The sequence below is a fragment of the Parageobacillus thermoglucosidasius genome, from assembly GCF_001295365.1.
Classification (GTDB): Bacteria; Bacillota; Bacilli; order Bacillales; family Anoxybacillaceae; genus Parageobacillus; species Parageobacillus thermoglucosidasius.
Window position 1 is genome coordinate 1,918,687 of the sequence record NZ_CP012712.1, and the last position, 17,948, is coordinate 1,936,634.

The 17,948-nt window shown below is 44.8% G+C and carries 16 protein-coding genes and 1 pseudogene; 13 read left to right on the top strand and 4 right to left on the bottom strand.

The window, feature by feature from the left end; all coding sequences use genetic code 11:
• The 4 genes from AOT13_RS09555 to AOT13_RS09570 all read left to right on the top strand — a co-directional run bounded on the left by AOT13_RS09555 (window position 1) and on the right by AOT13_RS09570 (window position 6,042).
• On the top strand, window positions 1-510 hold the full coding sequence (locus tag AOT13_RS09555; RefSeq protein WP_003251570.1) for an acetone carboxylase subunit gamma: 510 nt from the start codon (window positions 1-3) through the stop codon (window positions 508-510).
• 369 nt (window positions 511-879) lie between these two features.
• Window positions 880-3,474 carry a DNA mismatch repair protein MutS gene (gene mutS, locus AOT13_RS09560; RefSeq protein ID WP_003251567.1) on the top strand — a complete coding sequence of 865 codons (2,595 nt, stop codon included), beginning with the start codon at window positions 880-882 and terminating at the stop codon, window positions 3,472-3,474.
• Window positions 3,475-3,487: 13 nt separating this feature from the next.
• Window positions 3,488-5,347 (top strand): DNA mismatch repair endonuclease MutL, encoded by a 1,860-nt coding sequence (gene mutL, locus AOT13_RS09565; RefSeq protein WP_042383267.1) that lies wholly within the window; start codon window positions 3,488-3,490, stop codon window positions 5,345-5,347.
• Between the two features lie 374 nt (window positions 5,348-5,721).
• On the top strand, window positions 5,722-6,042 hold the full coding sequence (locus AOT13_RS09570) for a SunI/YnzG family protein (protein WP_013401229.1): 321 nt from the start codon (window positions 5,722-5,724) through the stop codon (window positions 6,040-6,042).
• Between the two features lie 229 nt (window positions 6,043-6,271).
• On the opposite strand, the gene AOT13_RS09575 is transcribed toward AOT13_RS09570, so the two are convergent.
• The 4 genes from AOT13_RS09575 to AOT13_RS20085 all read right to left on the bottom strand — a co-directional run bounded on the left by AOT13_RS09575 (window position 6,272) and on the right by AOT13_RS20085 (window position 9,000).
• The gene (locus tag AOT13_RS09575; protein WP_042383264.1) at window positions 6,272-7,063 is read right to left on the bottom strand and encodes a GNAT family N-acetyltransferase; all 792 of its coding nucleotides are present in this window, start codon (window positions 7,061-7,063) and stop codon (window positions 6,272-6,274) included.
• Window positions 7,064-7,493: 430 nt separating this feature from the next.
• The gene (locus AOT13_RS09580; protein ID WP_042383262.1) at window positions 7,494-7,922 is read right to left on the bottom strand and encodes a hypothetical protein; all 429 of its coding nucleotides are present in this window, start codon (window positions 7,920-7,922) and stop codon (window positions 7,494-7,496) included.
• 380 nt (window positions 7,923-8,302) lie between these two features.
• Window positions 8,303-8,470 carry a YjcZ family sporulation protein gene (locus AOT13_RS19515; RefSeq protein ID WP_013401227.1) on the bottom strand — a complete coding sequence of 56 codons (168 nt, stop codon included), beginning with the start codon at window positions 8,468-8,470 and terminating at the stop codon, window positions 8,303-8,305.
• Between the two features lie 374 nt (window positions 8,471-8,844).
• On the bottom strand, window positions 8,845-9,000 hold the full coding sequence (locus AOT13_RS20085; RefSeq protein WP_155267336.1) for a hypothetical protein: 156 nt from the start codon (window positions 8,998-9,000) through the stop codon (window positions 8,845-8,847).
• Window positions 9,001-9,071: 71 nt separating this feature from the next.
• On the opposite strand from AOT13_RS20085, the gene AOT13_RS09590 reads away from it, so the two are divergent.
• The 9 genes and pseudogenes from AOT13_RS09590 (at window position 9,072) to AOT13_RS09630 (ending at window position 17,938) form a co-directional block, all read left to right on the top strand.
• The gene (locus AOT13_RS09590) at window positions 9,072-9,701 is read left to right on the top strand and encodes a YhbD family protein (protein ID WP_042383260.1); all 630 of its coding nucleotides are present in this window, start codon (window positions 9,072-9,074) and stop codon (window positions 9,699-9,701) included.
• A gap of 4 nt (window positions 9,702-9,705) precedes the next feature.
• A complete protein-coding gene (locus tag AOT13_RS09595) occupies window positions 9,706-10,410 on the top strand; it encodes a bactofilin family protein (RefSeq protein ID WP_042383258.1) in 705 nt (234 codons plus the stop codon).
• A 13-nt stretch (window positions 10,411-10,423) separates the two neighbouring features.
• Window positions 10,424-11,158 (top strand): bactofilin family protein, encoded by a 735-nt coding sequence (locus AOT13_RS09600; RefSeq protein ID WP_042383257.1) that lies wholly within the window; start codon window positions 10,424-10,426, stop codon window positions 11,156-11,158.
• Between the two features lie 14 nt (window positions 11,159-11,172).
• Window positions 11,173-12,705, top strand: a complete 1,533-nt coding sequence (locus AOT13_RS09605) for an MDR family MFS transporter (RefSeq protein ID WP_003251555.1) — start codon at window positions 11,173-11,175, stop codon at window positions 12,703-12,705.
• A 214-nt stretch (window positions 12,706-12,919) separates the two neighbouring features.
• Window positions 12,920-13,480, top strand: coding sequence for an NADPH-dependent FMN reductase (gene ssuE / locus AOT13_RS09610; RefSeq protein ID WP_042383254.1), 561 nt, complete (start codon window positions 12,920-12,922; stop codon window positions 13,478-13,480).
• A gap of 168 nt (window positions 13,481-13,648) precedes the next feature.
• On the top strand, window positions 13,649-14,722 hold the full coding sequence (gene sfnG, locus AOT13_RS09615; protein WP_013401221.1) for a dimethylsulfone monooxygenase SfnG: 1,074 nt from the start codon (window positions 13,649-13,651) through the stop codon (window positions 14,720-14,722).
• 28 nt (window positions 14,723-14,750) lie between these two features.
• Window positions 14,751-15,956, top strand: coding sequence for an acyl-CoA dehydrogenase family protein (locus AOT13_RS09620; protein ID WP_042383252.1), 1,206 nt, complete (start codon window positions 14,751-14,753; stop codon window positions 15,954-15,956).
• Window positions 15,957-16,132: 176 nt separating this feature from the next.
• Window positions 16,133-16,891, top strand: a complete 759-nt coding sequence (locus tag AOT13_RS09625; protein WP_042383250.1) for an ABC transporter ATP-binding protein — start codon at window positions 16,133-16,135, stop codon at window positions 16,889-16,891.
• Window positions 16,892-16,946: 55 nt separating this feature from the next.
• Window positions 16,947-17,938: pseudogene (locus AOT13_RS09630) on the top strand (aliphatic sulfonate ABC transporter substrate-binding protein).
• Window positions 17,939-17,948 lie beyond the last annotated feature (10 nt).

The window sequence follows — 17,948 nt, forward strand, 5'->3', positions numbered from 1 at the left end:
ATGGAAAAGTATGATAAATACGACCGCAAGACAATAGAGGAATTAATCGACGGTACGATAGATTTTTTCAAGTTAAAAGAAATGCTTTCCAATTTTAAAGATGTTGACCGGTTTGACAAATATATTAGCATCCTGCAAGAAAGGGTGCCGTGGGATGATCTGATTTTGCTTCCGGCCGGGCTTCATCTCTACATCGTTCAAAAGCCGGACGGCCGGCGCATCGTAAAATGCGATTGCGGGCATGAATTTTGCGAGGCAAGCGACAACTGGAAGCTTCATGCGCTCATCTATGTCCGTGATACAGAAGAAAAATTGGCGGAATTGTATCCAAAATTGATGGCGCCAGATCCGGAATGGCAGGTGCTGCGTGAATATTATTGCCCTAGTTGTGCCACCCAGCTGGAGGTGGAAGCAGTAACACCTTGGTATCCGGTCATCAAAGATTTCGAGCCTGATATCGATACGTTTTATAAAGAATGGCTGAAACGCCCGCTTCCGCAGGCGAAATGAAAAAACAGACGGCGGTTTTGGACTGCCGTCTGTTTTTATGTGTTTTTCTATAAATCTCCCATCTTTTGAAATACAAATAATGAAAGACGGACATCGGCGCAGCGAGGCTTGCTTTCCGCATTGAACTTTCTCTTTTTCTTTTTTATTATGTTATAATGAAACATGTTGGAACGATCATTTTGTTTTGGTTCGGGATTAGAAGATACATAATGTTTAGTGGATGAAGAAAATCGCGAAGATTTTTAGCAGGATGTTTCAAGGGCGATGGGAAATGACAAGTGATGGTTATTTCGTTAGACAAAGAACGATTCGTTCCTTTTTGGTATGAAGAAAAAAGAAACATAGATTTGTAAAGGTTGGAGGAGAACAATGGCAAAATATACGCCAATGATTCAGCAATATTTAGACATTAAGGCACAATATCCAGATGCCTTTTTATTTTTTCGTCTTGGCGATTTTTACGAAATGTTTTTTGACGATGCAATCAAAGCGGCGCAGGAACTGGAAATTACGTTGACAAGCCGCGATGGCGGCGGCGACGAGCGGGTGCCGATGTGCGGTGTTCCGTATCATTCCGCGCAAGGGTATATTGAACAATTGATTTCGAAAGGATATAAAGTGGCGATTTGCGAGCAAGTCGAAGATCCGAAGACAGCAAAAGGTGTCGTCCGCCGCGAAGTCGTCCAGCTCATAACTCCCGGAACGGTGATGGAAGGGAGAGGGCTTCTGGAAAAAGAAAACAACTATTTGGCGACGGTGACGCTGTTTGCCGATGGCACGTATGGTTTTGCTTATACGGATTTATCAACAGGGGAAAACCGCATCACGATTCTTGCCTCCTTTGAAGATGTAATGAATGAACTGTATGCGATTGGGACAAAAGAAATTGTCCTTGCCAGCGATTTTCCAAGCGACGAACAACAACTACTGAAAGAACGGTATGGGGTGACGATCTCATACGAAGACGGGACGGAAATGCCGGAAGGATTTGCGACGATTGCCGGCGGGCTTGCGCAGGACAAGCTGCAAATCACGTTTGCCCGCCTTCTTCATTACATCATCCGTACGCAAAAACGGCGCCTTGATCATATGCAGCCTGTGCAAGTGTATCAAGTCGACCACTATATGAAAATCGATTTGTATTCGAAGCGAAATCTGGAATTAACCGAGACGATCCGTTCCAAAGGGCGGAAAGGTTCGCTCTTATGGCTGCTTGATGAAACGGTGACAGCGATGGGTGGACGATTGCTGAAGCAATGGCTCGACCGCCCGCTTTTGGACCGCGGACAAATTGAACGGCGCTTGCATATGGTTGAAACATTGATTCATCACTATTTCGAGCGCCAAGAGCTGCGCGAACGCCTCCGTGAAGTGTATGACGTCGAGCGCCTTGCCGGCCGCGTCGCCTACGGAAACGTAAATGCGCGCGATTTAATTCAGCTCAAAAAATCGCTGCAGCAAATTCCGGCGTTAAAAGATATTGTCGCAAAGCTTGCCGATAACCAAGCGCAGCAGCTTGCCGACAAACTTGACCCGTGTTCGGAGCTTGTCGATCTGTTGGAGCGGTCGATTCAAGAAAATCCGCCATTATCTGTTAAAGAAGGCAACATCATTAAAGACGGGTATAATGAGACGCTCGACCGTTTCCGTGATGCAAGCCGCAACGGAAAATCATGGATTGCCCAATTAGAAAGCAAAGAGCGGGAGCTAACCGGAATTAAATCGTTGAAAATCGGGTATAATCGCGTGTTTGGCTATTACATTGAGGTGACAAAACCAAACCTTCATTTATTGCCGAAAGGGCGCTATGAGCGGAAACAGACGCTTGCCAACGCCGAGCGTTTTATTACCCAGGAATTAAAAGAAAAAGAAGCGCTCATTTTAGAAGCGGAAGAAAAAAGCATTGAATTAGAATACGAATTGTTTGTCGACATCCGTGAACGCGTCAAACAATATATTCCGCGTCTGCAATCATTGGCGAAAGCAATCAGCGAGCTTGATGTGTTGCAATCGTTTGCGACTGTCAGCGAAGAACGCCATTATGTGAAACCGCAGTTTTCCGAGCACCGGGAACTTGTCATTCAAGCGGGCCGCCATCCTGTAGTGGAAAAAGTGCTTGGGACGCAAACATATGTACCGAACGATTGTTATATGAATAAAGAGCGGGAACTGTTGCTGATTACAGGGCCGAATATGTCCGGAAAAAGCACGTACATGCGGCAAATTGCCCTAACTGCCATCATGGCGCAAATCGGCTGTTTTGTGCCAGCAGATAAAGCAGTGCTCCCGATTTTTGACCAAGTGTTTACGAGAATCGGCGCTGCGGATGATTTAGTGTCAGGGCAAAGCACGTTTATGGTGGAAATGCTTGAGGCGCGCAACGCGATCGTTCACGCGACGCAAAACAGCCTTATTTTGTTCGATGAAATCGGGCGCGGCACGTCCACGTACGATGGGATGGCGCTGGCGCAGGCGATCATCGAATACATTCATGACCATATTGGCGCAAAAACGTTGTTTAGCACGCATTATCACGAATTAACGGATCTGGAGCAATCGCTGCCGAAGCTGAAGAACGTCCATGTAAGCGCCGTCGAGGAAAACGGAAAAGTCGTGTTTCTTCATAAAATTGAAGAAGGCCCGGCTGACCAAAGCTATGGTATTCATGTCGCCGAACTTGCCGGCCTCCCTTCCTCCCTCATTCGACGCGCTGAGGAAATTTTAGCGGAGCTGGAGCAGCAAGAAGAGCAGCGAAAAGAAGAACAAGAAGAACCGGGCGGCGAAAATGAAGCGGTCTTCGAACAACTTAGCATGTTCGCCGAAGAAAAGCCTTCTAAAGAAGAAACCCGTCTATCGAAAAAAGAAAAAAAGGCGCTTGAAACGCTGAAGTCCGTCAATTTACTGGAAATGACACCGCTTGAAGCGTTAAATAAATTATACGAAATTCAAAAACTGTTAAAGTAAAGGGGGCATAGCGATGGGAAAAATTCGTAAGCTCGACGACCAGCTGTCCAATAAAATCGCCGCTGGGGAAGTCGTCGAGCGCCCTGCCTCCGTCGTCAAGGAGCTTGTGGAAAACGCGATTGACGCCAATAGCACCATCATTGAAATTGAATTAGAAGAAGCGGGACTAATGAAAATTCGCGTCATCGATAATGGGGATGGAATGGAAGAAGATGATTGCCTGATCGCATTTGAACGGCATGCGACAAGCAAAATCAAGGACGAGCACGATTTGTTCCGCATCCGTACGCTTGGCTTTCGCGGCGAGGCGCTGCCGAGCATCGCCTCCGTCTCGGAAGTCGAAATGAAAACAGGCACCGGAGACGGCCCGGGAACGCAGGTTGTCTTCAAAGGCGGCAAACTCGTCAAGCGTGAACGGACAACAAGCCGCAAAGGGACGGATATTACCGTATCCAACTTGTTTTTTAACACCCCGGCGCGCTTAAAGTATATGAAAACGATTCATACGGAGCTTGGACATATCACCGATGTCGTCAATCGCCTTGCCATGGCGCATCCCGACATTTCGTTTCGCTTGCGCCATCACGGGAAGCAGCTGCTTTATACAAGCGGAAACGGCGATGTGCGTCAGGTGCTTGCCGCAATTTACGGCATGGATGTCGCAAAAAAAATGGTTCCGATTCAAGCAGAATCACTCGATTTCACCGTTCACGGCTTCATCTCGCTTCCGGAAGTGACGCGCGCGTCGCGAAACTATATTTCCACCATTGTCAACGGGCGATATGTGCGCAACATTCCGCTCATGAAAGCGATCGAAGCGGGATATCATACGCTTTTGCCGATCGGCCGCTATCCGATTGTATTTTTATCGGTGGCGATGGATCCGATTTTAGTCGATGTCAACGTCCATCCGGCGAAATTGGAAGTACGCTTCAGCAAAGAAGCCGAATTAAACGATCTCGTCACCAAAGCCGTCCGTCAGGCGCTTCAAGCACAGACGCTTATTCCTGAAGTGACCATCAAACCGAAAGAAACGCCAAAACCAAAAGCGGAACAGGCAACTTGGACGTTTGAACATGTCGTAAAAGAGCCAATGGTTTCTCCACTTGTTCGTGTTGAAGAACCGAAGCCGTCAAGCCGGATGGAAGAAGCAAAAGAAGAAGCAAATGAAGAATCCCTTCCGCTGTCGCCGCCAGCGGAAGCACCGCAAAACAGCGCGGCTGATGAACGAGAGCGGATGAGCGGGCAGACGGAATCAGCCGAACAAGAACAAGTGTGCGTAAATAATGACCGGCTTCCACCGCTTTATCCGATCGGGCAAATGCACGGAACGTACATTTTGGCGCAAAACGAGAGAGGGCTTTACATTATTGACCAGCATGCCGCCCAAGAGCGCATTAAGTACGAATATTTCCGCGAAAAAGTCGGGGAAGTGACAAACGAAGTGCAGGAATTGCTCGTTCCGCTTACGTTTCATTATCCGGCAGACGAATATGTGCAGATTGATGCGCATCGTGAGGAATTGGCGAAATGCGGCGTTTTTTTGGAACCGTTCGGCCACAATACATTCATCGTCCGTTCCCACCCATCGTGGTTTCCTAAAGGGGAAGAAGCGGAAATTATTGAAGAAATGATCCAGCAAGTCATCGAGATGAAAAAAGTCGATATTAAGCAGCTCCGTGAAAAAGCGGCGATTTTAATGAGCTGCAAACGTTCGATAAAAGCGAACGAATACTTGCGCGATGACGAAATTTTTGCCCTGTTGGAATCATTGCGCAAAACGACCGATCCATTTACGTGCCCACACGGCCGGCCGATCATCATCCACTTTTCTACCTATGAACTTGAAAAAATGTTTAAGCGCGTGAAATAGCGGTTTTTGCCTAGGTTCTAGGGTAATGCCGGATTCATTGCAAGTATATTGCTGATGGCGGCAGTCCAGGCATCATTGGGAAAAATATTAATTACATTGCGGGAAATGCAATAGTATAGGTTATTTTAAATAAAAAATACATTATCAATCTTGCATGAAAAGGCGCGATGCTTAATCAGGGGCATCGCCCTTTGTCATTAGAATAGTTTCAGTGAGGCTCTACTTGCTTTGGGCAGCATTTTGCTCACAAAAAAGAAGAAGAGACTGAAGGCTTCTTAATCATACAAAATGCCGGCAGGAATTTTGAAAACTATCGCAGAATAAAATAAAAAAAGGATTATGTACTATTTCATCAAAAAACTGGGGGAAATGTTATGTCAGGAGTTAAAGTAGAAAAAGTAGATGATCATGTAGTCATTAGTTGGCTGCTATCAAAAATAGAAATACCTATCTCTTGGATTACGGGAGTAACCCTTGACAACACTTATGGCGGAGAGGAGAAAACAGCGATCAGAATTGGCGCTCCATATGGCAACACTGATAGAGTTGTCATTAAAACGAATTCGAATACGTATATTCTGTTTACAACCAATGGAGTGTCAATAAAAAATAAAATCCGTTCATTTATGAACCATCAACGATCTGCGGATGACCGGCCGGATCATGGCATCGAAAATTTTGCGGAAGGTAGCTGAACGATTCATGTAGACGAGGCTGGAATTATGTTTATCAGTAAACAACGGATGTGGCAATACTGCACTCATCAGCGGCCATACTGAATACTTGGGAGAAATCAGAATTCATGGAGCGTGCAACATTGAAAATATCTATGTTCGTTTCAAAACCATTAAGAAAGACCGAAATAAATCGGTCTTTTTTCGCTTTCTTGTTCCATTACCGCTCCTGTTCGCATGAATTTATTTTTTAGGATTTTCTTACAAATATTGAGTATTCTGTTGGGTGATCAAATCCTAATTTTTTTGCTAACTTTATGGAGGCTAAGTTATTAACATCACAGTCCCATCTTGGAATAAAATTGTTTTTTAAGCAATGATGAATAAATGCTTTAGCAGTAATAAAAGCAAGACCATTCCCTCGATATTCTTTATGGGTTGCAATATCCACTTCAGCGATGGCATCGCCAACAAATATGGATGTGCATTCACTGACAACTCTTTCATTATGTAAAACACAATATCCAAAATCATTTGCCAGAAAATTTGCTACCGATCCCCAGTATTCTTCATAGTAGGAATGATTAAATTCAGTGCTATATTGGATTGTAGTTTCGTCTATTCTTTTTAGAATAAATTCCTTGGGAATTTGCATTGGCTCCAAGGAACATTTATTTGGATGAAAAGCAAATGAGTATCTTTTCATTTGTACTGTTGCATCTTTTAATAATTTATTGATTGTTGCATCCCATTTTGCAGTGGATGAAAATAAAGTAAATCGTGCTCTTTTTTCCTGTGCTTGATGGATATAAAACGCTTGGAATGAATGATTAAAAGCATGATTGGTTTCATCGCCAACAATAAAGTAAATGCCTGACTTTGTTCCGACTAATGCTGATTTGGGGCATTTTGAGTTATCCGCATAAACCACTCCTGTGATCATGCGATTCAAGACAGAATAACAAAATGTTGGGCAAGTCTTTGCATGATTGCTTACTAACCGTAGTACCTTTTTAAACTCACTATCTTTTAATTTTTCCAATTCAACTCACCATCCATGTTGCCAAAAATGGATTCATTTTTTCTTTACTAATATAAAGTGTGCAATTCATTTTTACATGTTTGTTAAATGCAGTAAAGGTTGCCTAATAACCAAAAAATATAAGATATGGCGAATTTAGAAAAATGTTTCAACCGCTTGCCAACATTACTGATGGCAATAAAGAAATGATAAAGTTACTGGCATTGGTATTGCAAAGATTTTTCTTCATTAGGGAAGATTTTATGAGGGAAAATACATGGAACGATTCGTATAATCTCTAAAAACCAGCACAGCCTCGCTTGGAGCCGCCGTCATTTTTCGAGCGGGATTTAGCTGAGAGCGGATTCATGGACAATGTAGCGGTGGCATTCCTAAAATCGGATAGCCATCTACATGACAAGGGAGGATTTTAGTACTGGTTCACGCAAGGTCATTCTATAGAAATCGTGAATTTATTATTTTTTAAACTAGGTGTAAATTGTATTTTGCTTATCGGTAAATTTTCCCCTTCATTCGTACTTCCTGACGATTTTTTCGCGGTTAAATACTCATCAATAGTGTCATATGTAGTCGGGGAGACTTGAAAAGTATATGTAATGCCGGTATATAAATTCAATGTAAACTGTTTTTTGGTGACAATCATCGTTTTATCTTTAGGAACATAGGCAATTTCTTTTGTTTGGTATCCTTTTGCAGCAATATGCACGAAGAACTTAGAATATTTGCCGCCTTTATCTAGTATTTGTATGGTTACAGGTATTTTATTAGGGAGTTGCTGAACCGCATCTTGTTTGGTAGAACAAGCGGCTAGCAATACAATAACGGTCATAGTCAATAAAAGTGTTTTTTTTATTTTCAAAACCTCCTTCCAAAAATTTGGTTGCAGTTAATGTTATAATATAATAAATTTGCGAAAAATTCAATGATAAGGGGATGCGTTGAAAAAGATACTAAGGGGGTTAGTGGAAAAACAAGAGGCAAGCAACCATTTAGGTCGTAATAAAATCCCGGCTTTTTTTATTCGCTTTCATGTTAATGAAAATAGATGACCATTTTTGCATGCTCCTCAAAACGAAATCCGTTTTTTCATTGGCTTGTCCAATTCCGGTGCGGAGTTTTATGCCACACAAAAAAGACCGAAATAAATCGGTCTTTTTTGTGCGTCTTCTTTCACCATGCGCTTGTTGTTCAACAAATAACGGGAAGTGTAATCTTTCCAATTCACATAGGAAAGGGGATTTACCAGAATCCAAATCCTGGTCCAAAACCGCCTCCGAATCCTGGTCCGTAGCCGCCTCCAAAGCCATATCCTCTACCACCAAAACAGCCGCAACCAACAATGATCAATAAGATGAACAGCACGACGATAAACGCCAGGCCACCACCTGCATATCCTCCAGCACTCATTTCCTTCACCTCCATTTATTTGCCTTCAGTTTATAATATAGGACTTTTGATCAATTTGATTGGGCTTAAATAAATTTCCGCGAATGCTGATTAACCGAGCTGCTGAATCTTTTGGCAAGATTGGTTTTATGGTAGGAGTATTTGTTGTTAAAGCGGTACAACAGATTGGATATTTTAAAGTGATGCTGCACGTTTAATGGATGCTTGCCGCTCCCAACACTGTCAAATTTTTGGCTGAAGCAGCCAAATCCTTAACTGGCAGGTATTTGCCGATGATGTTCAGATTGCCTGCGGGGCGGCTTTTGTGATGCACTAAATTGCTGAAAAAATCGAAAAGTGGTCGGGGGATTGCTTTTTTTCGATGGCTTTCATTACTAATCCATCTCTGAGTTGTTATCATTGGCAATGTCTCTGTTTTGCGCGATGTGAGTTATTATGCTTATGTTGTGATTGACATCCATGGTGTAAGCAGCTGTCCCATAAGGCATTGCTGTAACTGAATCAAGATGGATGAAAATTTTTTCAGCCACGGTTTTTCCCTCTTTTTTATTTACAACGTAACATTGTTATGTTACATTATATAGCATAGGAGGCGGTGGCGGTGAAAGAAGAATTAATTTCGAAAAAAGAGTTGCTCGAACAAACAGGGATCTCTTATGGCCAGTTGTATCGGTGGAAACGAAAAAAGTTAATTCCTGAAGAATGGTTTATCCGCAAATCAACATTTACGGGGCAAGAAACGTTTTTTCCAAAGGAGAAAATACTGGCGAGAATTGAAAAAATTAAACAGATGAAAGATGATTTATCGCTTGATGAATTAGCGAATATGTTTTCGCCCAACCCTGCCGCGGTGACTCTCCATAGAGATGAAGTTGTAAAACGTAACATTGTTTCGAAAATGGCATTGCAATTTTATATAGAACAAAAAGGGGAACAGCACATATTTTCCTTTGCCGAACTGCTGCAGCTTTATATTCTTGATCAATTGCTGCAGACAGGGGAAATAAGTTTGGAAGAAGGAAAATGCGTATTTGATGTATTCGAGAAACATTATGCCTCTTTTCAAGGCCGGAGCTGTGAGCTGCTGTTTTTGCGGAAAATGGGAATAGCCATATGTTTATTAGTAGCAAATGGAAATGACGTCTATGTCGAAGAAAAAGCAAAAATCATTGTTCGTCTTCACGTGCCGACTTGCGTGGAACAATTAAAGCTAATGGTGTCGGAGGGATAAGCAGATGGAAAGAAAGGACTTGGTTATATCTGGTTCTGGAAGTGCTTCGGGCGGTCGATATGATTTAATCAAAATTTCTGGGACTGGAAAGATTCATGGAGATACTGACTGCAACGATATGGCGATTTATGGGATAGCGACAATGGAAGGAAACGTGAAAGCAAAGGCGGCGCATATATCCGGAAAAGCCCGGATTACAGGATCATTAAAAACGGAACAAGCAAAAATTCATGGAAACGCCCGGATTAACGGCGATCTGCAATGCAAACAATTGGATTGCCACGGGAGGGCAAATGTTGACGGGAATGTATCGGCGGATGAAGTGCATATTCATGGAGAGGCAGTCATTAAAGGAGACTGTGACGCAGAGCAATTTCACGCGCGAGGAGAGTTTTCCATTGGCGGTTTATTAAATGCGGGGACCATTCAAATAAAGCTTGGCGGACATTGCCAAGCAAAAGAAATCGGCGGGGAACGTATTGAAGTAAAGCAGCAAGGAATGACATTTTTGAAAAAACTGTTATTTCATGTTGGCCTGACCGCCGAAAGCATCGAAGGGGATGAAATTTATTTAGAGCATACGAGCGCGAAAGCAGTCAGAGGCAACCGGGTGGTGATCGGTCCTGGATGCGACATTGAAATCGTCGAATATCAAGATGAGTTTCAATGTGATCCGGGAGCGAAAGTCGGTATGTATAAAAAAGTGTGAAGGAGAGATAAACGTGGGAAATCATGTGCGCCATTTAACTGTAAACGGATCTGCCCTCACTTCGGGAGGAACGTTTCATAAAGTGACGATTCGCGGGGACGCTACCATTAACGGTGATTTATGGTGTGATCGTTGCAAGGTGTTTGGCAATGCCGATGTGAGCGGCAACATTGCGGTGAAGTTGTTTCGCATCTTTGGCCAAGCGAACATCCGTGGAAATATTCAAGGAGAAACGATCAAGCTGTTTGGGGCAATGAATTTACGCGGAGATGCCGCTGTGGCATATGATTTTCATCTTTGTGGCTCTGCCCATATAGATGGCGATGTAACAGGAGGAACGATTCATGGCTATGGAGAAATGAAAGTGTCCCGCGATTGTGAAGCAGACGTTTTTTCTGTCAAAGGCGCGGTAGAGATTGGCAATACGTTAAACGCGGAGCAGATTGAATTGTACCTTCATTTTTCTGATAGCCGCATCGCTGAAATTGGCGGGAAAACGATTCGAATAAAACGAAGTAAGGCAATGAGTATTCTTCACTTTTTGAAACGATTTGCCCGCGAATCAGCAAAGTTAAAAGCGGAAACGATTGAAGGGGATGACATTTATTTAGAACATACCGACGCTAAAATGGTCAGAGGCGATCGCATCATCATCGGCCCGGGCTGCAACATTGATTTTGTGGAATATCACACAAGTTTACAGCAAGATGAAAAAGCGATCGTGAAAGAAAAAAGAAAACGATCATAAGAGAGGGAGAGAAGATGACAAAGAACGAAACAAGGATGAAATGGGTGGTGCTTGGACTGCTCATTGGCATTTTTGTCGCATCAATGGACAATACGATCGTTGCGACAGCAATGGCGACGATTGTCGCGGATTTAGGAGGGATGGATAAGTTTGTTTGGGTGACGTCTGCGTATATGGTGACCGAAATGGCAGGAATGCCGATTTTCGGGAAACTTTCCGACATGTACGGACGGAAGCGTTTTTTCGTCTTCGGATTGGTAGTCTTTTTAGTTGGCTCGATGCTATGCGGAATTGCGCAAAATATTGTGCAGCTCAGCGTTTTTCGGGCGATTCAAGGGATTGGCGGCGGCGCTTTAGTGCCGATTGCGTTTACGATTGTGTTTGACATTTTTCCGCCTCAGCAGCGCGGGAAAATGGGTGGGCTTTTCGGCGCGGTATTTGGGTTGTCGAGCATTTTCGGCCCGCTCTTTGGGGCGTATATTACCGACTACTTGACATGGCGCTGGGTGTTTTATATTAATATCCCGCTTGGCATTATCGCTTTCTTGCTTGTTGCTTTCTTTTACCACGAGTCACCGAAACATACGAAGCAAAAAATCGACTGGCTTGGCGTCATCACACTCGTTCCGGCGATTGTCTGCTTGATGTTTGCGCTTGAGCTTGGCGGCAATCAATACGAATGGGATTCTTTGGTGATCATTAGTTTATTTTTTGCTTTTGCGGTGCTGTTTTTATTGTTTCTGTATGTGGAGACAAAAGCGCAAGAACCGATTGTGTCGTATCATATGTTTCGCAAGCGTTTATATGCCGCGAGCAACCTCATTGGCTTTTTCTCAGGAGCAACCTTTATCGTCGCCACCGTTTACATCCCGATTTTCATTCAAGGGGTGACGGGCGGATCGGCGACGAACTCCGGATTGATTTTGCTTCCGATGATGTTGGCGACTACCGTTTCTGCGCAATTAGGCGGGTTTTTAGCTGGAAAAACAAGCTATCGGAACGTCATGATTCTCTTTATGTCGGTATTTGTGATTGGGATGTTTTTGCTTAGCACGATTACGGAGGACACGTCCCGCCTCACGGTAACTTGGTATATGATTATCGTAGGATTAGGGGTTGGAGCCTCATTTTCCGTGTTAGGAATGGCGGCTATCCATCATTTTTCAGAAGCAGAAAGAGGCGCGGCTAGCTCAACGAACTCGTTTTTACGGGCGCTTGGCATGACGGCCGGCATTACGATTTTCGGAATCATTCAACGCAATTTGTTTACTAGTCAATTAAAAGAGGCGTTTCATGGAATGAACGGAATTCCAGCCATGAGCGTCCACGATCCTCGTGCGATTCTTTCTCCGGAAGCGCGCGCGCACATTCCAGCGCTGATACTGGAAAAAATAACGGCTGCGTTAGCTTCTTCCATTGCGCACACGTTCTTATGGAGCTTAATTCCAGCGGCATTGACGCTTCTGTTCGTCTTTTTTATGACAAACGATCGGCTCGCATCGATGCATGCTGCACAACGCGGCAAAATGCAGGTTGGAAACGAATAATCGCCATGAAAAAGGCGAATGCTTGGAGCATGCTGCAAAATATGAGGCTGCCTATTTTCTTGTCTCCCGGCGCGCTAGCGGATGCTAGTGTCTTTTTTTTATTTTTGATATTGACAGTACATGGGTGCGGTGATAAAATGGCTACAAACATAAAACATACTAATCATATAGGATTTATATGTTATGAGACTCAATGGCAGAAAGGGGGAGTTATATGGGGAAAGCAGTCATTATCAATGGAAATCCTTCTCAAGTGTCAAGGCTCAACGGAATGATTCAATACGTAGAACAACGGTTGTTGCAGGCGGGCATTGAAATTGAGCACATCCGAGTCGCAGAATTGCCTGCAGAGGATTTAATCAAAGCAAAATTCGATAGTGAAGCCATTCTGCATGCTAACAAAAAGGTGGAGGAAGCGGAGGCGATCGTCATCGCAAGTCCGGTGTATAAAGCGGCGTATACGGGGGTATTGAAGACTTATCTTGATTTGCTTCCACAAAAAGGATTAGCAGGAAAAATCATTCTTCCGCTGTTTATCGGAGGCACGATTGCCCATCTTTTGTCCATCGACTATGCTTTGAAACCGGTATTATCCGCATTAGGCAGCAGGCACATTCTTGGCGGGGTGTATGCGGTCGACACTTGGATAACCCGAAATGAACAAGAAGGTTACCATCTGTCAGAAGATTTGATCCACAGATTAGATGAAGCAGTCACGGAATTTGCTGAAGGAATCAAGCGAAGAACAGAGTTATTGCTGGAACGAGTCGAGTAAAGCAGACAGCACCTTCATAGCAAGAATGATGAAAGAAACACACCCACTAGTCACCACAATGCACCTGTTACGATTCCACTCATGCTTTTATCCGTTCCATTATTCCTTCACATAGCAGAGGGACTCCCCTTTGTCTATAAATAAAAAATCTAAACAGAGGTGAGAAAGATGTCTTTGAAGTTTGCTTATTGGGTACCTAATGTTAGTGGAGGCTTGGTCATTTCGAAGATTCCTCAAAAGACTGGCTGGTCTTTTGAAGACAATGTTAGGTATGCGCAAATTGCTGAAGAAGCCGGATTTGAATATGCGCTGCTGCAGACCAGATTTGTTGCAAGCTACGGTGCGGAAAAACAACTGGAAGCTATCACGTTGGCATCAGCTTTAGCGGCGGTAACTAAACGACTAAAATTGATTTCGGCTGTTCTTCCTGGCTTGTGGCATCCGGGAACGGTAGCCAAAATGATCTCCACCATTGACCAAATCAGCCATGGACGTGCTGCGATTAACATCGTGAGCGGATGGTTTAAAGGAGAATTTCACGCGTATGGCGAGCCTTGGCTGGATCATGACGAAAGATATCGGAGATCCGAAGAATTCATCCGTGTGTTGCGCAGCCTGTGGACAGAGGAAGAAACCCATTTTCGCGGCGATTTTTACCGAATTAACGGTGCTCCTCTAAAGCCGAAGCCATATAACGTTCCGGAGATTTTCCAAGGAGGCAATTCCCGTGCCGCACGGCAGATGGCTTCCAGAGTGTCCGACTGGTATTTCATGAACGGAAATACTATTGACGGTCTCAAAGCGCAAATCGATGAAGTGTCATCGCTGGCTAAAGCAAACAACCGCAAGGTGAAATTCGGTGTCAACGCGTTTGTGATCGTGCGGGATACGGAAGAGGAAGCGAAGCAGGTGCTTCGCGACATCATTGCATACGCGGATGCCGAAGCGGTGGAAGGCTTCCGAAGCCAGGTGCGTTTTGCCGGCAAAGCCTCCCCAGAAAGAGAAGGCATGTGGGCTCATTCGGATTTTAACGATTTAGTCCAATACAACGACGGTTTCAAAACCGGATTGATCGGCACGGCAGAACAGGTGGCGGATCGCATTATCGAACTCAAAAAAATCGGCGTTGATCTCATTCTGGCCGGATTCCTTCATTATGACGAAGAAATCCAATTATTCGGCGAAAAAGTGATTCCGTTGGTTCGTGAAAAGGAAGCAGCATTAAAGGTGGATGCCGTATAAAAAATGACTTGCAAAGGAGATTGTGAATATGGGTGTAACAGTGGATAGCTCGAGTGTGCGGCCGAATTATGAAGCACTGCGAGAAGAAATCCGCGCCATTGTGGAGAAAGTCATTAAACCGAATGCCGACATTATCGACCGGGACGGCATTTTCCCTAATCAAAATCTCCAAGTACTTGCCGAAACAGGATGGAATAGTGTATTGATTCCTAAACGGTGGGACGGGCGTGGTCTGGATCATGTCGCTTTTGCGATAGCTGCGGAAGAGATAGCCAGAGGCTGCCCTTCCACATCACTCGTTTACGTCATGCATGTTGGCGCTGCTCAAACGATCGCACTGTACGGAAACGACGATCAAAAGGAGCGCTGGCTGAAGCCGATCCGCCAAGGGCTCATCGGCACCTATTCCACAAGCGAAAAAGCGACAGGAGGCCATTGGTGGTTCAATTTAAGTGAAGCCTCCCGCGATGGAGAATATTACATTCTCAATGCGGAAAAATCGTTTACCACCAGCTCGGGTCAAGCAGATTTTTATGTCGTTCAGACTCGTTCGCCGGGGGCACAGGAGCCAACGGATGTCAGTTTTTTCATCGTGGATGGGAAATTGCCGGGAATTAAGCCGGGAGTATGGGAAGCTTTGGGAGTCCGGGGAAATCACAGCGGCCCGATTACCTACGAAGGTGTCCGTATTCACCAAAGGGACAAACTTGGAAAAGAAGGTCAAGGAAGAGAAATATTAGAGAGCGGTGTTTCCCCCATCTATTTGATCGGGCTTGGCTCTACTTGGCTTGGCGTTGCGGAAGCGGCTTTGGAAGCGGCAACCTCGTACGTAAAAGAAACGATTCACCGCGATTTCAACAAACGTCTTGCGGATTACCAAGTGATCCGTCAACAATTGGCCGAGGTGAAGGTTTTGATTGATAGCCTGAAGCCGTGGCAATATTCATTGGCTAAACAGTTGGACGAGCTGCAAGCACAGGGCAAGCCGCAAGTGGAACTGCTTTTGCCGCTTGTCGAATTCAAAATTCATGCATCGGAAGTCGCCAATAAAGCGGCGAAGGCCGCATTGGATGTTACAGGCGGTTACGGATATAAGCGCGGGATATTTGAGCGGTTGTTTAGAGATGCACGCGCCGGTATTGCGATGGGGCCTTCCAACAATATTGCTCGTGAATGGATAGGGAAAGCGCTTGTTGGTTTGCCTCTTGAACTTTGGTATGAAGGGGGAGATTAAAACTTAGCACATATGGTTGAATGCAAGGCCTGAGGGATTCCCTTAGGCCGTTTCCAATAAAGGAAGCAGATTTATAAAGAAGTGGAGCGCCGGCTATGGAACACTTGTCCGTTTTTTGTTCTGATCATCCGGCATATTCCGCCAAATAGCATCATTAGAATGGGGAGGAATGAGGATTGGGTATAAAGACTGTAGGTTCCCATTTGCAAGTAAAAGGTGTTAGAAAACAGTTTGGCAATGTCGAAGTGCTGAAGCAATTGGATTTAGAAATCAAACCAGGTGAATTTATTGCCATCGTCGGGCGCAGCGGATGTGGCAAAAGCACGCTGTTGCGTCTGATTGCTGGACTTGATGTTCCGACAGAAGGGGAAATTCTTTTAGACGGAGAGAGAGTCAGGGGGATTCATCCGGATACTAGAATCCTGTTCCAAGACGCCAGATTGCTTCCATGGAAAAACGTCATTGCCAACGTACAAGTTGGTGCGAGAAATGAAGATAAAGCCAGAGCGGAGGAAGCGCTGCGGCTAGTGGGACTGGAACATAAAGCGAAAGAATGGCCCAACGTGTTATCCGGAGGACAGCGTCAGCGCATTGCTCTGGCAAGAGCGCTCGCAGGCTCCCCGCGCCTCCTCTTGCTGGATGAACCGCTCAGCGCATTGGATGCGCTGACGCGTATCGAAATGCAGGAGCTGATCGAACGGATTTGGCAGGAACAGCAGTTTTCAACCATTCTGGTAACACATGATGTCAGCGAGGCAGTCGCATTAGCAGATCGCATCGTTCTCATCAAAAACGGTGCCATTGAAATCGATATACCGGTACATCTGCCTCGGCCAAGGGAAAGAAACAGTGACTTCGCATATTACGAAAAGCTGATTCTTGATCACCTCATGGAGCGGGGAGCTCCCGCATCCGTATTGGCATTCTCTCCCTAAATAATCATTTTCAAGCGTTTCATATCATTATTGAAGGAAAGAGGGGTTCTTCACGATGATTTCAAAGATATATAAAGCCGCCTTCATTTTTTTGATCATTGCCGCAATCGGGGTTCTCAGCAGCTGCGGCCGCTCGGCTTCCACAGCGTCGGAAGTGAAAACGGTAAAACTCGATTACGCCTATTACAATCCAGTCAGTCTAGTATTGAAAGAAAAGAAATGGCTGGAAGATGAACTGAAGAAAGACGGCATCGAAGTGGAATGGGTTTTCAGCGCCGGAAGCAATAAAGCGCTGGAGCTTTTGAACAGCAAAAGCATCGATTTTGGTTCGACAGCAGGCTCCGCTGCTCTGCTCGGAAAAGCGAACGGAAACCCGATCAAATCAATTTATGTTTACTCCAAACCAGAATGGACAGCATTGGTCGCACGTGCTGGTTCCCCTATAGAAAAGGTAAAAGATTTGAAGGGAAAAAAATCGCTGTCACACGTGGGACAGATCCTTACATCTTTTTGCTACGGGCGTTGGATACGGAGGGATTGAGCGAAAAAGACGTGGAAATCGTCCAGCTGCAACATCCTGACGGTAAAACTGCACTTGAAAAAGGGGATGTGGACGCATGGGCAGGACTTGATCCGTATATCGCACAGACGGAGATAGAGAAGCACTCCAAGCTGTTTTTCCGCAACGCGGATTGGAATACGTACGGATTCTTGAATGTCAGGGAAGCCTTCGCGAAAGACCATCCTGAAATTGTGGAAAAAGTGTTGAAAGCTTATGAAAAGGCAAGAAAATGGGCGATCGAAAATCCAGACGAATTCGCGAAAATTGTGGCCGCAGAAAGTAAACAGAGTGAAGAAGTCACGGCCAAAGTGCTCAGCCGTACAGACTTGACAAACCCGGTCATCGGCGAAGCCCACAAGCAGACAATTGAAGCGGCAGGCGAAATCCTGCTGAAAAGCGGCGTCATTGACAAATCCGTCGATATTAAGAAAACGATCGACGATTTAATAGATCCGCAGTATATAAAACATATCAACAAGGATTAAAGGGGAGATT

What these genes read in the sequence shown, in the direction of transcription:
- sfnG (WP_013401221.1), top strand. Translation starts at nt 13,649, where the DNA reads ATGTCTTTGAAGTTTGCTTATTGGGTACCTAATGTTAGTGGAGGCTTG.
- AOT13_RS09605 (WP_003251555.1), top strand. Translation starts at nt 11,173, where the DNA reads ATGACAAAGAACGAAACAAGGATGAAATGGGTGGTGCTTGGACTGCTC.
- mutL (WP_042383267.1), top strand. Translation starts at nt 3,488, where the DNA reads ATGGGAAAAATTCGTAAGCTCGACGACCAGCTGTCCAATAAAATCGCC.
- AOT13_RS09595 (WP_042383258.1), top strand. Translation starts at nt 9,706, where the DNA reads ATGGAAAGAAAGGACTTGGTTATATCTGGTTCTGGAAGTGCTTCGGGC.
- AOT13_RS09620 (WP_042383252.1), top strand. Translation starts at nt 14,751, where the DNA reads ATGGGTGTAACAGTGGATAGCTCGAGTGTGCGGCCGAATTATGAAGCA.
- mutS (WP_003251567.1), top strand. Translation starts at nt 880, where the DNA reads ATGGCAAAATATACGCCAATGATTCAGCAATATTTAGACATTAAGGCA.
- AOT13_RS09555 (WP_003251570.1), top strand. Translation starts at nt 1, where the DNA reads ATGGAAAAGTATGATAAATACGACCGCAAGACAATAGAGGAATTAATC.
- ssuE (WP_042383254.1), top strand. Translation starts at nt 12,920, where the DNA reads ATGGGGAAAGCAGTCATTATCAATGGAAATCCTTCTCAAGTGTCAAGG.
- AOT13_RS19515 (WP_013401227.1), bottom strand. Translation starts at nt 8,470, where the DNA reads ATGAGTGCTGGAGGATATGCAGGTGGTGGCCTGGCGTTTATCGTCGTG.
- AOT13_RS09570 (WP_013401229.1), top strand. Translation starts at nt 5,722, where the DNA reads ATGTCAGGAGTTAAAGTAGAAAAAGTAGATGATCATGTAGTCATTAGT.